Below are 16,161 nucleotides of genomic sequence, written 5' to 3' on the forward strand. Positions count from 1 at the left end.
ATGAGTAGTGCAGGGAAGCATCACGAAATTTCAAAAATTGGTGAAGAGATACTAAAAAAAGCCATTGCAGAAGCTAATCCAGGTAAAGAATTTAACCTGCAATCTTTTTATTTGGGCAATTGGCTGACTGATTTTTCTCAGGCTATTGATCCTGTTGCATTTAATAGTATTCAAAATGAAATTACTCAGGCACTTAATTTTGGTATCTCAACGGTTGTTGACATTGAAAGTACGGCAAAAAATGTTGCCTTGGAAGGCTTAGAAACCCTACAGGATGGTGTAAAAACACTCAGGAAGTCAAAATCCGGCTTAAAAATGGTGGATGATATTCTGGAAAAAATTTATATCGAGATGGGGAGCAGGCTGGCATCGACAGAAGATATTGTCCAAACCTTGAAACTATCTGAAGCATTTATTAATGTTGCAACAGAAGTTAATGGAGACGTTAGTAGTTTTGTTTCAGCGGGAACGACTTCTGCTTCCTCTCTTATTGATAATAAAGAAAGCTCAAAATATTCAGAATTAGAATGGGCTGTCAGGAGTACTGTTATAACGCTAGGGTATGCAAAGTTTGTCATGTCGAATGATGGCAAAGGCAAAAAAATGGATGATGATATTTATTTGCAGATTATGGATCGTAACCTAACACAATATTTTCCCCATGAACATATTGATAGGCCGGATGCATTTAAATACCGAATTAATGGGCAGGATAATTATGTAACAAGGGTTGCCAATGCACCTTTATCAAAAAATTCGCAAATCAAAGAAAAGAAAGGTCATTTATATCAATATCTGCGTGATGACATTCATATCCTCGCTGGCAAGTTAACCCAAATTGATGATAATTGGGGGCAACATACCTTTGATTTTAATAAAAAACAATTTATTGGAATGGATAATGAAGTCTATGAAATAGAAAATTCAAAAGAATGGGATTTTTATTTGGCTGATTTGGGCCATGTATTACATGGGGTTGAAGATTATTTTGCCCATTCTAATTTTATTGAACATGCCAGTATGCTAAAAAAAGATGCATTTGAAAAGTATCGTTTAATGGAGTCACAAAATAGCAAAATCTATACTAAGCGATTGTTAAAATGGTCAGGCCCGAAAGAAGAGGGTGATAAAGAGGCAATAGAAAAATTCATGCCAGAGCCAAATGTTGCCACCGGGTATTTTGATTTTATTGATACATTTCATTCGCTCAGCCATATTGTTGAATCACTCTTTAATTGGCCTCATGAACTACTTTTTGACAAGGTACAAAATACAGCCGACACAGCATCAAAGGTTGAAGACAACTATAAACAATTTTTTACAGATTCTGTTGAGTTGTTGACTTTAAAGAATGAGAAGACATTAGATGAATTTATAGAAAAAGAACAGTTAAAACCAAAAGGTAAAAAAAATAAAGCCTTAGAATACTTGCTTAACACGGATACAGTTAAAGACTGGAAAATTGTTATCACTATGGGTAAAGATGATAAAGAGCTTGAGAAACGCACCAAGAAAATAAAGCCCATTGCTGATTTCTTGGCTAAAAATTATTATGGGCAATACAATGATGTGCCAAAAGAAGTCAAAGATAATTATACAGATGCCATTGTTTTATGGACTCGATACAAAGCTGGTGTCAGTCTTTATCAGTCACTTAAGACTCTAATCAGTTTTTTATCAAATCCATTAAAGTGGCTAAAGAAAAAATTACCTGAATTTTTAGGTGAAAAAACCAAGGAATTATTAATGGCCTATGCGGCAAGTTATTTTCATGAATGGACAGGCGCACAGCGTATTGGTTGTCATAGCCTTATGGCCAAAGATGTCGGTGATGAATTGTTCCATAAGCCATCCTTTCAATGTGCACAAAGTGTTCATTGGTATATTATGCATCAACTGACCACAAATCCACAACAACGTGTTTTTAAAATAAAATCTTCTTCTTTGGATTCTTCAAATTTTAATAAACTCAGTGTGTCAAGAGAAATCGATTGGTTGGAACTATTAGAATATTTTATGAGTCATCCTAGTTCATTTGTTTCTGAAACAAAAACTGTGGAAAAAAATTATCTTACAAATGAACGTTTTATTATCGATGCTCAGAAAAAACCATCGACTTTAGGTGAGTTAGCCAAAAAATATAATAGTTATTATGTGGAAAAAAAGAATAACAAAGGTGAGCATATCATTGAGAAAAAAACATTAACGTGGGAAATTATTGCCCGACACAACTTTCCAATATTAAAAGTTGAAAATTTATTGTCAAAGCGTGAATGGGCTAAAGCGTCGGATGCCTTGAGGGCTAAAAGCAAACTCGGATTAGAAAAAGAGATTAATCGTATATTATTACTGAATAATATTGGTTATCCCGTGAAAGACAATATGGCCTTTCATACGGGAACAGTGATTCTTATTCCAGGGCAACAAAAGACGATTAATGTTACAGAGGCTATTTCTGACAAAGAACTCAATGATAATTGGTGGTATCAAGTAACGACATCAAAAAGAAGTTGGGAAATTTTTAAAGACTGGTCACTGAAACAAAAGCTGACAAAAAATAAGTTGGGTGAACTAATGCCAGCTCACAGACACACCCCTGTTAAAGTAAGCAAAGAATATAGTTCGAATCTGATAGTCAAAGCAAACAAACTAAAAGAAGATAAAGAATTTAGTTATAATTCACTTAAAGAGAATGTTGAATTAATAGGAAAATAGATGAAGCTTAAATTCAGACAAAATCACATCATAATAGCAATGCTTTTTTTATTGATGGCAACACCTATAAGTGCTGCAAAAAAAGGGATTATAGTCAAAGGTGATCAATCTATTTATGATGCTACAAAAAAACTGGTGAATACAGAAGAGTCAGTTGTAAAAGGCTGTAGGAAATTTGAATATATCAAAGATAAAATATTGATGCGAACAACTTTTTTGGATTTAAACTGGCCAAAACAAAATCAGCACGTTAAGTTAAGAAGCAACCCTAAAGTGGTTGATGAAAAGGAGTATTTGAAAATTCTCTATCAATATAATTTTTTTGATAATTTTACATATAAACAAGGTTGTTTTAGAAATGAAATTAAGCAATTTAGCCTAGCATTATCAAAAAACAAAACAAAAGTAGTGCGTATTGATAAAGTGACTAATTTAATGTGGAATGAACACTATTCTGATAAATTAACACTTGATGAGGCAAAAAGAATATTATCATCTTTAAATAAAGAAAATTATCTTAGTTATAATGATTGGCGAATGCCAACCCTCGAAGAAATAGCATCACTTTATACTGACTCTGGTCATGTTTTTCGTCACAGTAAAGTGAGTGCTTGGGTTTCGGATGAATTTCCAGATAAAGATTTACACTGGGTTGGTGGTGTTAGATATAATAGCTCATTTGTTGAACCATTTGAAACTATAAAAGGAAATAAAGTAAAGATACAAAAGCTAAAACTGTTAATGGTTAGAAATCAGCCTCCCCCATATCCTATACCGCCATCTGATTTTGATGAAAAAGATGGACTTTGTGAACATTGGGAACAATATAATGCCGACCAAAAATTAATAAGAAAACCCGACTCTCCAGAGTGGCCCGATAATATTAATTCGATAAAGTTACGTTCAACACCAATAAAATACCTTAATAGATCAATGACTGATTTTCAAATAAAAGAAGATACAATCAAAATAGATAAAGGTTCTTTGGAATATGAGCTATCTCAAATCGGTTTTAATTTCTTGTATGCAGATGTCCAATGTTTTAAAAACTATTACATTGATGTTAATGCTGATGTATTAGTGGACTTAGCAACTAATTTAATGTGGCAAAAAGGTTCTAGCAGGACTATTAGTGAGTATAAACATATTACTAAAAAAGAAGAATATATCATACAACTGAATAAAGACAATTTTAATGGTTTTAATGATTGGCGAATCCCAACAACTCCTGAAGTTTCTTCTTTGATTGAAGGTACTAATTATGGTAAATATAAAATTCATTTAAATAAGTTATTTAATCCTAACTATACCTCATTTCATGTCAGTGATAAATTTTCATATTCTGACAATCTATCAAGAGAAAAAGAAATATCTGTGAGTGCTGGTAAAAGACGAGGAATTGGCTTAAGTCAACACCGAGGTAAACTAATAGAAAACATCAAAGCAGTCAGAACATTAACCGCAGAAGAAGTACAATCATACTGCCAACAAAAAGGTGTGACATGCCAGTAAAAAAACATATTGTGAAACAAGGTGAAAGTCTGACCTCAATTGCAAAGAAATACGGTTTCAATCAATATGAAACCATTTATAAAAACGCGGCAAATGACTTTTTTAGAAATAAACGCAGCAATCCTGAAGAAATATTTCTGGGTGATGAATTATTTATTCCAGAAAAAGAAACCAAAACAGAAGAACTGACGGTTAAAACTGATAACGAAATCATCATAAATAAAGAAAAACGCTTTCTGAATATTGAGCTTTATGATTTTTTTGATCAAGGTCAAGCTTTAGCTGATAGTCCTTATACAGTAGTTATAGGCGATAAAACCTTTCGTGGTAAATTGGATGCCAGTGGCAAGCTTTCGCTGGAAATCACTAACGATGACAAGCAAGCAGAATTAAGTTTTGAGGTCGAAGACAAAGCGGGTGTCGCAATCTATCACTGGACACTTGATGTCGCGCATCTTGATCCCATTGAAACGCCCACCGGTATCGCACAAAGACTTGAAAATATGGGCTGTATGGATGTGGATTCAGATAAATTCTACTCTCGTTCCAATAAAGAAGCTAATTTGCACTATTTAACCATCGCATGGAATGCATTGGCGCATTCTTTAACACAAGCCATGCCATGGCATGATCTGGCAGAAGGGGAACAATTAAACTTGACTCAAGAACAATTTATGGTCAATAGCCAAAATAGAGATGCTATAAAAACAACCAATAAGGATGCACAAGATTTATTGAATAATAATGGCTATTGTTAAAGCATATAAAATAAATACCGTGGATAAAACTAAGTGATATTAATAAGGCGATATCATCTTGATTTTCCAGTTTCTATGTATGAACTACGTCTCAGTGCTGACTATTCGCCCAAAGAATATTGCGTCCAATACCAGGAAAGTGAATTTGATTTCATTTCCCGTTTGATGGCCGAAAATGGTATCCACTACCACTTTGAACATGCGCTAGATAAACATCTCATGGTGATTGCCGATCACAATGGTGCTTTCCCCTTTATCAATATCGACAAAAACGTACAATATCACCCCAATGATAGCCTCAATGCCGATCAAGAAGTCATCAATCGTTTTAACAAGCACTTTTCAGTGCAATACGGCAGCACCCATTTTCGTGATTACGCCTTCAAAAAGCCCTTGGACAGACTGAACAACCACCAACAATCAGACTATGACAGCGCACTGGAAGACTACCAATGTCCCGGTGATTACGATCTCAAGCCTTCAGCACTGACATCCTCAGGGCGCCAAAAAACCACCTTAAAACTACAGCAACACCAGACCTTTCGTGAGCAGAGTCAACTAGCGAGCAATTGCCAACGCCTACGCGCAGGGATGCGCTATGAACTCTATGACAACCCCAATGGCCAATACAATCAACAATATTTACTCACTCATATCGACCATGAAGCAGAACAACCCCAATCATTGGATGAATTCGGCTCAGGCAATCCCAGCACCTATCGCAATAAAGGCAAATGTATACCGGCGATAACACCCTATAAAATGCCGGTGACAGACAAAAAACCAAACATTATCGGCTATCAAAGCAGTGCCATTACCGGCCCTTCCGGCGAAGAAATCTACACCAACGAACACGCCCAAAGTAAAGTTCAATTCCCCTGGGATAGAGAAGGTCAGCAGGACGAAAACAGCAGTTGCTGGCTACGCTCCTCACAAACCTGGGCTGGCAAACATTGGGGCAGTATTGTCCTGCCCCGCATGGGACAAGAAGCCAAAGTGGGCTATCTGCACGGCGATCCCGACCGACCACTCATCACCGGGCGCTTATACAATGAACGCCATAAGCCGCCTTACGCCTTACCCAAACACAAAACTCGCACCACCATCAAAAGCAACTCAACCTTAGGTGGTAAGGGTTATAATGAAATTCGCATCGAAGATAGAAAAGCCCAAGAACAAGTTTATTTTCATGCCGAAAAAGATATCGATATACGTGCCAAAAATGACCGACGAGATATCATCAAGCATGACCGCCATCTGATTGTTGATAATAATCGTTATGAATTCATCAAAGACAGCTCACACCACACCATTGATAACAATCAAAATGAAAAAACCGCACAGAACCATTCCATTAAAATCAGCAATAATCAACACAGCAAAGCAGGCCAGGCCGTTTTAGCCGATATTGCAAACAATGCCCACTTCAAAGCCGGGCAAAAAATCATTCTTGAAGCGGGCAGTGAACTCACCATCAAAGCCGGTGGTGGTTTCATCAAAATTGATGCCTCGGGTGTCACCGCCCAAGGCGCTGCCATCCAACTCAATGGCGGCACCGGTGCGGGCCCTGCCACCGCCGCCATCCCCATCAGTGTCACTCAGGCCGTTGAAGCAGACAAAGATAAACCGGGGCAAGTGTTTAAACCCATCCCCCCACAGAGCGCCCCAAATCAGGAAAAAATTGCCTTTAAGGGCGAGATTTCAAGACTCTTGCAAGCCGGCAATGACAATCAGCAGGGGATTTGTATTCCTTGTATGTTGAAGTCATTAGCAAAGAACGAAATCATTGAAAAAGTCTTACCGAATATCATCAAATCAAGTACTGACTCAGACAATCCGTTAAACCCCTTGCCTTTAGAGTCGCTGAGCAATAATGAAACAAAAGAAAAACACTGGCTTGAACTGGAACATCAAACGAGCTTCCCTGATGATAAAGGGCAGATAGAGCCGGCTAAAGAGGCAAACTACTTGCTCACTTTACCCAATGGTCAGACAATAAAAGGTCAATTAGATTCAGGTGGTATGGCGACACACAAGGAAATGCCAGCGGGTATTTATAGCGTTGAATATGAGCCTGATATCGACACAGAAATCAAAACCAAACAATCTGAAATTCAGCAAATACTCAAGCAGATTTTGAATGATGAAGTCAAAGAAGCCGCAGCAATTGAAAAGAAACTACAAGATGCCCGTTTCTATGGCTTTGACTTTCCCGGCAGTAATGCATTAGCACAGATTGACTTATATAAAAAAGCGGCCGAAAATGGGGTATGGAATGGCCTGACGGGATTAGCCAATTTTGCTTGGGAATTACTCAAAGGCACAGGCAGTCTGATGTATGAGCTGGCTTTAAGAAGCAATCCTATTACCGCCCCTTTTAAATTTAGAGAGGATCTAAAAGCACTTAAAACAGCTCATAAAGAATTGCAACAATTTGCCGATGAGGATCTTGAAACTTATGCCGCCTTACTCAGTGATGATGCAACCCATCAACTGTTTAAACAATTCAGCATCGACTACTTGGATGCCCAGCATTCACTAGAGTATACAGAAACCGGTGGTCAGGTTGTATTTGATATCCTGCTGACTATTTTTACTGTAGGCGCAGGCCTTGCCGCCAGTGCTCGACATTTGTCAAAGCTCAAGAAACTACAGCCTTTATTAAAACAAATGAGCACCTTGTTAAAACGCAAGCAAGTGAAAACAAAGAAAAAAGGAACTCATAATACTCGTATCATAATCACTACTCCGTTGAAAAATCCTCATCATGGATTACATAATCGAGATGATTTAACCCCTGATTTAGAAACGTCGATGAACTCCTTCAAAACGACTCGTAAAATTGATATGAGGGATTTGTCACAAAAAGATGAGATTATCAGTGACATTTTAGAAGATCAAAACTGGGATGATCGTAAAATTAAACAGGTCTTGAAATCAGGTGATAATTTTACTGAACAATCATTCAATGCAGGGGATAAAATGTACGGTTTTAATACCGCCGGTCGTTCTCGGAATTTAGATAACTCAGCCTATTTACTGGATGAAGCGGGTTACCAAAATGTCAAAAAGAAATATTTCAAACAAGGCTATTGGGATAAAGAAGGGGTTAAGAATTATTTAGCCTTACCCTGCTTTAATCAAGCGAATAGTATTGATCTGATGGAGGTTACCCAGCCAACAACGGGACTTCAGTCCACTATTGGTAAGGCGACTGAATTGATCCGCTATGATGCTGCTGATGGTTATACAACTGGTACGTTAGGGAAAATTGAGCGGTGGTGGTACTCAAACAACGCTTGATACTTCCTTTTTAAAATTATTACCCAAGGAATAGAAAATGCCTGATACGGAAGAACAACGCCTGGATATTATTGAGAATTGTAATTATTTATTGGATGGTTTTTTGACTGAATTTAATCAAACAGACAATACCCCTCAAGGACGTATGATCACTCAATGTCTATGGTTTAAGGAAAGAGCGCAAAACCATGACCTCTCCTTGCCCGTAGCAGAAAATAAACTCGGTTCATTGTTACGCGGATTCAACTCTGAAGTGCAACGCAGGAAGTTCCAGTTCTTGCAAATGATTTTTTCATTGCCTGGAATGGTGTTTGAAAGCCGAGTGCCTTTCTAGGTCTATTATTAAGTTTTTCCATCATGTTGTAAACCTCTTTATCAGTCACTTCTTTAAAGTCTGTATCTTTAGGAAAATATTGTCTAATCAGTCCATTAGTATTTTCATTTAACCCTCGCTCCCATGAAGAATAAGGGTGGGCAAAATAAAATGCTGTATCAAGAGCTTTGCTTACCTGCTCATGATAAGCAAACTCTTTACCATTGTCTGCGGTAATACTATGAAGCCTGTCTTTAAAGGGTTTAAGCAATTGTATTGTTGCTTGTGTCACCCAATCAGCCTGTTTGCCATTCACTCTTGCTACTAATGTGTAAAGCGTTTTTCTTTCTACAATCGTGACCAGAGCACCACTGTGTCCTTTACCGATCACTGTATCAATTTCCCAGTCACCAACACGACGTTTATCATCAACAATCTTAGGACGGTCATCAATGGAAATTCGATTAATTATTTGTCCTCGACTGCTTTTACCGTTACTACCACGCTTTTGGTATTTCTTTCCCTGACGCCTTAAATACTGATGTAAATCACCACCTTGCTTCTTATCATCCCATATGTGTTGATAAATACGTTCATGGCTAAGAAGTAGCATTTTGTCATTCAGTAACCAACCTGATATCTGTTCAGGACTCCACTGGTGCTGTGAAAGCTTTTCATCAATAAGGGCAATCATGTCATCCGTCATTTTAATTGCTTTAGAAGCATTGTAGCGACGCTTAACGGCTTTTTCTTGAGCTTGCTTAAATCGATAGCCACGTAAACCAGCGTTGCGTTTAATTTCACGGCATATAGTAGATTTACTCACCTCAATCGCCTGAGCAATTTTAGACTGGGAAATGCCATTTTTAATCTCAGTCGAAATGTAGTATCTTTGTTCTTGTGTCAATTGCTTGTAAGTTCTCATAAGTCACTTTACTCTTGCAGGAGAAAATGGCCGATTTTACAAGCAATTGGCCATTTTTTCGAGCAAATCATTGCTGTACTTATGATTTTTTTAGTAGCGCCGTCAGGCGCGTCGCTGTCTCATGAAATTCCCGGGGTGGCCATCGCTACGCTCGGCCACCCCGGGAATTTCATGAGCCAGCGATAAACCAGCAAATATCACAAATACAACCAAATAGTGTTGCACTTATGAGTTGAATCTAAGCAAACTAAAAGAAGATAAAGAACTTAGTTATAATTCACTTAAAAAGAATATTGAATTAATAGGAAAATAGATGAAACTTAGATCAATACAAAATCACATCATAATAGCGCTGTTATAAAAACAACCAATAAGAATGCACAAGATTTATTAAATAAATACAGTGGATAAAATCAAGTAATACCCTAGTAATTAACTCACAAATTAACCTTGTAATAACAAAGGTTGTTTTCCTTATGGTGTAATATATGCAATAATAAAATTACAATCTAATTCCCTCTAAGTAGGTGCAATCATGAAATGTCAGCAAACAACCTCAGAATCCATACTAATCTTAAAACCCTTGCAAACAGCCTGTTTGAAATTCATTATCCTAATAATATTGGTGATGACCGCAGTTAATACCTACGCCTACCAAATTTTCTATGATCGAACGAACTGGGAAAATGCTATTGTTGGTAGTTTAAAAACTGATAACTTTGATAATAAAATAAACAATGCAGATAGTATTACTTTTGATTCCGGCGTGGTTTCAACCAGTCTTAAAAGTTCTGAATACAATCGTATTCTTTCATCAGGGAGTTACTTTGGCAGTGTCACTAGTACTTCAACGCTGACATGGGTGTTTCCATGGGAAATTTTAGCTTTTGGCTTTGATATCATATCAATTAATTCTGGTTCACAGATAAGCGGTAACTTTGACGGTCTGGGAAATGAAATTTTTAATCCTGCAAATGATAATATCAGCAATCAATACAACGGTTTTATCGGTGTCATTGGAAATGATACATTTGATACTATTGTTTTTTCAGGAGCTGGCAACAGAGACAGCTTTTCTATCAATAATTTATCGTTCAGCAAAGCTCCCACCATCCCTGAGCCCGCTACTCTTTTGTTAATGGGGCTAGGCCTGTTTTGTCTCAGTTGCAAGCGAAAAAAAAGTCACAGAGATCGCAGGAATATTTATTAATAGCAGTTCTCTTCCAGGATTAAAACTTTTAATCCTGGTGCAATGTTCCTGAAAATATAATTGGCGTATAGTCGATCCCATAGCAAGACAAATTTAAGTTTATGCTTTCTCAATAATATTGCATGCAATACAACGAAAGTGGTTTGATTTTAACTTTCCTTTGAAGGTCAAAGATAGTCTGTACTGAGGTGGTTCTTTTTAATTATTAATAAAAAACTCCTTGATTTATGGGTGAAATGAACTATATATTAAAATAGGATCATTGCTTGAAACAACCTATTATGAAAGCTTACCTTAGCAGCCTTGAACAACTCACATCCTGGTTTTTCTCTCTTGCTGGAAAACAGTCATTTTTTTTGCCAAAAAAAACAGAAGGGGTTAATTATCGCTTTGAACCTCTTGATTACAAAAATAACACATCTTTAGATTTACTATCGTACAAACCCACTATCTTACCTCCAGGGAAATATATGTTTCCTGATGGTGAAACGCTATTTACCTACCATAGAGATGAACAAGGCCGCTATCATTTTACTCAGGGGGAAAGTATCAAACCCCAGATCCTTGCTGGTGTACGTTCTTGTGATTTAAAAGGTATTTATTTAATGGATGCGGTGTTTTCTGATGGCATAAAAGATATGCATTATTTACAACGCAGAGAGAAAACGGCCATTATTGCTTTTAATTGTCTGACCCCCTGTGATGATCATTGTTTTTGTGAAACGGCACAGTCGCTGGATTTTCACAAAGGAGCAGATATCTTTATTACGCCGCTGGTTGATAAAGAGCGGCTTTTATTAGAAGTACAAAGTCCAAGAGGTGAAGCTTTAATCAAAAGTTTAGTTGCTGAACCATGCGACAATGCCAATGAATTAAAGCAAAATGCGATTGCCAGCCGTCCCAGCCCCTTTGGTCGACAATTCATGACTTCGGTTGAACAGTTATCACAGATCATTCATGAGCAAGATGCTGATGAGGTTTATCAGCAATATGCAGAACGTTGTTTCTCCTGTGGTACGTGTAATCTGGTCTGTCCAACCTGCTATTGCTTTGAAATAAAAGATGAGTTTGAACTGGATGTTAAATTAGCACAAGGGAAGGGCAGTAAAACACGCCATTGGGACGCTTGTTTAAACCCGGGCTTTGCTGAAGTTGCTGGTGGTCATAATTTCAGGCCTGAGTCAGCAGCCAGACAACGGCATCGGGTTCGAAGGAAGTTTGATTATTTGCCCCAACGATTTGAGCAAACTTTTTGTACGGGGTGTGGGCGTTGTGGGCGTCAATGTACAACGGGCATTGATATCTTTGATATTGTCAATGATGTGTGTTCATCCGTCGGTTCTGCCCCTAAAGAGAAGACAGAGGCTAGGGTTCGATGAATGCACCAGTAAGCTCCTCTATAAATAATCCTTATATTCCAATGATGGCAGAAATAGAGCGAGTTGAGCCATTAACAGAGCACGAAAGCTTATTCAGAGTCGTACTACCGGAACCGCTTAATCATCGACCCGGACAATTTGTGATGGTCGGGCTACCGGGTATTGGTGAGTGTGCTATTTCAATCAGTAGCAGTCCACAAAGTGGTCGAGTGCTGGAAATGGTGATCCGCAAGGCCGGTAACGTCACAGGCGTATTACATCAATTAAATGAAAAAGATTTAATCAGTATCCGGGGGCCTTTTGGCTCGGGGTTTGATTTAAATGATTTTCGTATCAGCCATGATAATAAAGACAGTGTTGTTAAAGATATTGTTATCATTGCCGGAGGCTTAGGTTTGGTGCCTTTGCGTTCACTTATTATTCCCATTATGGAAAATAAATCAGAATATGCTCGAGTGCATCTTATTATCGGTTCAAAAACGCCCAGAGAAGCATTATTCAGGCAACAGATAAGACAATGGAAACAACAACCTGACTGTACTATTATTGAATTGGTTGATGCGGTCGATTTTCTTGAATGGGATGGTCAAGTGGGTTTGGTGACAGAGCCAATTCATCAATTGAAACTGGATGAAAAACACACAAAATTCATCTTATGCGGACCTCCCGTCATGTATAAATTTGTCTTGATGGAAATCAAAATAAATTTTAATATTCCAGATGAGAATATCTATCTCGATTTAGAACGTAGAATGCGCTGTGGTGTTGGCAAATGTGGTCATTGTCAGATCAATCATGTGTATTGCTGTAAAGAGGGGCCTGTTTTTCGTTATTCTCAGTTAGTAGATCTGCCTGAGGCACTGAATTGATGAAACCTAGAATTGCCTTTTTTGATTTTGCCAGTTGTGAAGGTTGTCAGTTAGCCCTACTCAATTGTGAAGATATCCTACTGGAGTTATTAGAGTTGGTAGATCTGGTTGAGTTTAGAGAGGCCTTTTCAGAAAAAAGTGAACGCTATGATATTGCTTTTATTGAAGGTAGTATTCATCGTGAAGAAGATAGTAAACGCTTAATCGACATTCGTTCCAGAAGTCAGTATGTCGTGGCTTTGGGGGCATGTGCTTGCAATGGTAATGTGCAAGCACGCTCCAATTTTATTGCCCCTGCTGAAAACTACAAACTGATTTATGGAGAAGAAGCGCGCAATCGTGTTCAGGTGGATAAAAATTATTGGCCACTATGGGCACATGCTCGGGTGCGCTCAGTTGAAGAGATAGTGAAAGTAGATTTCCACTTACGTGGTTGTCCCATGTCGGCAGATGAATTTTTAGTATTAGTGAAGGCATTATTAAGTAAGCAAATACCTCATTTCCCAGAAAATGCAGTCTGTGTGGAATGTAAGCGCAATGCCAATGAATGTGTTTTTGATAAAGGCATGAGTTGTCTGGGTCCTATTGCTTATGGTGGCTGTGATGCCATTTGTGTTAATAATGGCCATGTCTGTGATGCTTGTCGAGGCTTGTTGCCCTATGCTAATGTTGATGCTCACAATGAATTAATGTTGAGTAAGGGTATTTCAAAAGAGGCGATTAAAAGTCGTTATAGACTATTTTGCAGTGCAGAAAAAATAAGTCAGACTTGAATTGGGGTATGATAAATAATGACAGGCACTAATACTAACACTTCAAAGAAGACCGTTCATATTAAAATTGATCATGTGACTCGCTTAGAAGGTCATGGCAGTATTTTGATTGATGTAAAAAAGGGACAAGTTGAAAATCTTAAACTGGAAATTGTTGAAGCCAATCGCTTTTTTGAAAATCTTGTCAAAGGGGTTTCTCCCCATGATGTACCACAAATTGTCAGTCGTATTTGTGGTATTTGTTGTGTTGGCCATCAGTTAGCGGCAATCAAGGCAGTAGAAAATGCACTTAATTTAAGTATCAGTCCACAAACCCGTTTATTGAGAGTCTTATTAAATGAATCTCAATTTTTGCAAAGTCATGCTTTACACTTGTATTTTTTTGCAATCCCTGATTATGTCGGTGTAAAAAGTATTTTACCATTGGCTTCTTCTCATCCGGAACTGATAAAAAAAGCCTTAAAATTAAAAAAACTAGCCAATGATTTTACCACGGTTTTAGGCGGGCGCGCACTACACCCGATGATGCCCACTTTAATTGGCTGGAGGAAATTACCCGATAAAAATAAGCTCGAAGCATTGCTGCAGCGTTTGCACGAATCGATTAAAGACATTGAAGAAATGGTGGATTTTATCAGCCAATTAAACTGGCCAGACTATGAAAGGGAAACAGAATATGTCAGTCTAAAACATCCTGATGAATATGCCTTGTATGAAGGTGAAATTTATAGTTCGGATATAAAAAAATCGGTGCCAGAATCTGAATATCGTAACGTTACCAATGAATTTACAGTGGCACATTCCACTGCTAAATGGTCTCGCTGGAATAGAGAGTCCTATATGGTAGGAGCCCTAGCAAGAGTGAATAATAATTTTGAACAATTACATCCCCAGGCAAAATTAATAGCAGATACATTGAATTTAAAAATTCCCTGTTATAACCCGTACAAAAATAACCTGGCTCAAATGGTAGAAATTGTTCATTGTACTTATCATTGTATAGAAACATTACAAACCGTATTGGCTCACGACTTACAAATGGAAGACCTGAATTACCAAGCCAATGAAGGCATTGGCTGTAGTGCAATTGAAGTCCCAAGGGGGATTTTGTTTCATGAATATGGCTTTGATGCGAATGGCATTTGTAATCATGCCGATGCGGTCATTCCTACCAGTCAGAATATTAATAATATTGAACGTGATATGAAAAAATTTGTACCACAAATGTTACCTTCCATGGAAAAAGAGGTTTTAGCTTCTCATATGGAAATGTTGTTGCGAGCCTATGACCCCTGTATTTCATGTTCTGTTCACATGTTGGATGTGAAGTTTGTCTAAGTCCCTGCTTACTTTAATTGCTATCGGCAATCAAAATAGGGGGGATGATGGAATTGGTATTGCGATTGTAGAAAACATAAAAAATCAATTGCCATCTACTATTGATGTGCAGCTATGGGAAAGTCGCGATGCTTTGTCAGTGGCTGCAGAATTGCTAGCAATTAATATGTCAATTATTATTGTTGATTGTGCAGACATGGGGCTAAAGGGTGGTGAATATAAGTGGTTTAAGCAATCTGAATGTGTCTTAGAACAACATCATAATGTGCTATCAACACATGGCTTTGGTTTTTCAGATGCCTTAGCATTAGCTGAAACACTAGGCTTTGAACAGGATTTATATTTCTTTGCCGTACAAGCAGTAGAAATTGAATTTAAGCAGGGTCTGAGTGATATTTTACAAAAAAATATGAATGTCATGTCGGATTTATTATTAGAAAAAATAAATAATTTAATCTCGGTATCTACTACTTAGGAACATGAATTAAGAGTAAATAATGTGGCAACAGAAAATATCATCCATTGTATTCAGGATGTTCATGTCAAAGAACTGGTTAAACGGTTAAATTGGTCAGTATCAATTCGCTGGTATTATCTCAGTATCAGTTCATTACTGATCATGTTGATTTATTTCATGCTGGATCAACAAACCATTAATTTAAAATATGAGTATTTATTAGCGGCCAATCTTTTTTTGTTTTTGTGTAATTCGCTTTATCAGTATCAACTGCGTTATAGCTATGAAAAATGTTTGGGTACATTTGAACTGCGCTCTTACCTCATTATGCAAATTTTGACGGATTATATGGCATTAACCTTGGTTGTTTATACCCTGGGTAGTATTGAAACGCCTATTATACTTATGATTATCCCCAATACCATTTTAGCCACTCTCTTTTTTACTTCAAGACAAAGTCTTTTGATTGCACTGTCAGGGCTTTTTATGGTGATAATGCCTTTGATTTTGGAGTTTTTTCAAATAATTCCAATAATTTCCATTGTAAATTCTATAGTGGACCCCGAAAACTGGACAATAGGTTAAGATATAAGAGCTAACCTAACGGGG

General features: G+C 37.5%; 12 protein-coding genes. 11 read left to right on the forward strand and 1 reads right to left on the reverse strand.

The window, feature by feature from the left end:
• The 4 genes from JEU79_RS08435 to JEU79_RS08450 all read left to right on the forward strand — a co-directional run bounded on the left by JEU79_RS08435 (position 1) and on the right by JEU79_RS08450 (position 8,288).
• Positions 1-2,715, forward strand: a complete 2,715-nt coding sequence (locus JEU79_RS08435; protein ID WP_198263754.1) for an HET-C-related protein — start codon at positions 1-3, stop codon at positions 2,713-2,715.
• Positions 2,716-4,227, forward strand: a complete 1,512-nt coding sequence (locus JEU79_RS08440; protein WP_198263755.1) for an Lcl domain-containing protein — start codon at positions 2,716-2,718, stop codon at positions 4,225-4,227. It begins immediately after the preceding gene.
• A complete protein-coding gene (locus tag JEU79_RS08445; RefSeq protein WP_198263756.1) occupies positions 4,218-4,985 on the forward strand; it encodes a LysM peptidoglycan-binding domain-containing protein in 768 nt (255 codons plus the stop codon). Before JEU79_RS08440 ends, JEU79_RS08445 begins: the two co-directional genes overlap by 10 nt.
• Positions 4,986-5,060: 75 nt before the next feature.
• Complete coding sequence (locus JEU79_RS08450; protein WP_198263757.1) at positions 5,061-8,288, forward strand: type VI secretion system Vgr family protein; 3,228 nt, start codon at positions 5,061-5,063, stop codon at positions 8,286-8,288.
• Between the two features lie 242 nt (positions 8,289-8,530).
• Here the strand turns inward: JEU79_RS08450 and JEU79_RS08455 are convergent, their stop codons facing one another.
• The gene (locus JEU79_RS08455; protein WP_198263758.1) at positions 8,531-9,526 is read right to left on the reverse strand and encodes an IS30 family transposase; all 996 of its coding nucleotides are present in this window, start codon (positions 9,524-9,526) and stop codon (positions 8,531-8,533) included.
• A gap of 628 nt (positions 9,527-10,154) precedes the next feature.
• Here JEU79_RS08455 and JEU79_RS08460 point away from each other — a divergent pair.
• The 7 genes from JEU79_RS08460 to JEU79_RS08490 all read left to right on the forward strand — a co-directional run bounded on the left by JEU79_RS08460 (position 10,155) and on the right by JEU79_RS08490 (position 16,137).
• Positions 10,155-10,736, forward strand: coding sequence for a PEP-CTERM sorting domain-containing protein (locus JEU79_RS08460; RefSeq protein ID WP_198263759.1), 582 nt, complete (start codon positions 10,155-10,157; stop codon positions 10,734-10,736).
• A gap of 356 nt (positions 10,737-11,092) precedes the next feature.
• Positions 11,093-12,115: a 4Fe-4S dicluster domain-containing protein gene (locus tag JEU79_RS08465; RefSeq protein WP_198263760.1), complete on the forward strand. Its 1,023-nt coding sequence runs from the start codon at positions 11,093-11,095 to the stop codon at positions 12,113-12,115.
• Positions 12,112-12,984 (forward strand): FAD/NAD(P)-binding protein, encoded by an 873-nt coding sequence (locus tag JEU79_RS08470; protein WP_198263761.1) that lies wholly within the window; start codon positions 12,112-12,114, stop codon positions 12,982-12,984. The genes JEU79_RS08465 and JEU79_RS08470 overlap by 4 nt, the downstream gene beginning before the upstream one ends.
• Positions 12,984-13,757 (forward strand): NADH-quinone oxidoreductase subunit B family protein, encoded by a 774-nt coding sequence (locus tag JEU79_RS08475; RefSeq protein WP_214660531.1) that lies wholly within the window; start codon positions 12,984-12,986, stop codon positions 13,755-13,757. The genes JEU79_RS08470 and JEU79_RS08475 overlap by 1 nt, the downstream gene beginning before the upstream one ends.
• Before the next feature lie 18 nt (positions 13,758-13,775).
• A complete protein-coding gene (locus JEU79_RS08480) occupies positions 13,776-15,095 on the forward strand; it encodes a Ni/Fe hydrogenase subunit alpha (RefSeq protein ID WP_198263763.1) in 1,320 nt (439 codons plus the stop codon).
• Positions 15,088-15,570 carry a hydrogenase maturation protease gene (locus JEU79_RS08485; RefSeq protein WP_198263764.1) on the forward strand — a complete coding sequence of 161 codons (483 nt, stop codon included), beginning with the start codon at positions 15,088-15,090 and terminating at the stop codon, positions 15,568-15,570. Before JEU79_RS08480 ends, JEU79_RS08485 begins: the two co-directional genes overlap by 8 nt.
• A gap of 24 nt (positions 15,571-15,594) precedes the next feature.
• On the forward strand, positions 15,595-16,137 hold the full coding sequence (locus tag JEU79_RS08490; protein ID WP_198263765.1) for a hypothetical protein: 543 nt from the start codon (positions 15,595-15,597) through the stop codon (positions 16,135-16,137).
• Positions 16,138-16,161 lie beyond the last annotated feature (24 nt).

The organism is sulfur-oxidizing endosymbiont of Gigantopelta aegis (assembly GCF_016097415.1).
GTDB lineage: Bacteria > Pseudomonadota > Gammaproteobacteria > GRL18 > GRL18 > GRL18.

What these genes read in the sequence shown, in the direction of transcription:
- JEU79_RS08435 (WP_198263754.1), top strand. Translation starts at nt 1, where the DNA reads ATGAGTAGTGCAGGGAAGCATCACGAAATTTCAAAAATTGGTGAAGAG.
- JEU79_RS08440 (WP_198263755.1), top strand. Translation starts at nt 2,716, where the DNA reads ATGAAGCTTAAATTCAGACAAAATCACATCATAATAGCAATGCTTTTT.
- JEU79_RS08445 (WP_198263756.1), top strand. Translation starts at nt 4,218, where the DNA reads ATGCCAGTAAAAAAACATATTGTGAAACAAGGTGAAAGTCTGACCTCA.
- JEU79_RS08450 (WP_198263757.1), top strand. Translation starts at nt 5,061, where the DNA reads ATGTATGAACTACGTCTCAGTGCTGACTATTCGCCCAAAGAATATTGC.
- JEU79_RS08455 (WP_198263758.1), bottom strand. Translation starts at nt 9,526, where the DNA reads ATGAGAACTTACAAGCAATTGACACAAGAACAAAGATACTACATTTCG.
- JEU79_RS08460 (WP_198263759.1), top strand. Translation starts at nt 10,155, where the DNA reads ATGACCGCAGTTAATACCTACGCCTACCAAATTTTCTATGATCGAACG.
- JEU79_RS08470 (WP_198263761.1), top strand. Translation starts at nt 12,112, where the DNA reads ATGAATGCACCAGTAAGCTCCTCTATAAATAATCCTTATATTCCAATG.
- JEU79_RS08475 (WP_214660531.1), top strand. Translation starts at nt 12,984, where the DNA reads ATGAAACCTAGAATTGCCTTTTTTGATTTTGCCAGTTGTGAAGGTTGT.
- JEU79_RS08480 (WP_198263763.1), top strand. Translation starts at nt 13,776, where the DNA reads ATGACAGGCACTAATACTAACACTTCAAAGAAGACCGTTCATATTAAA.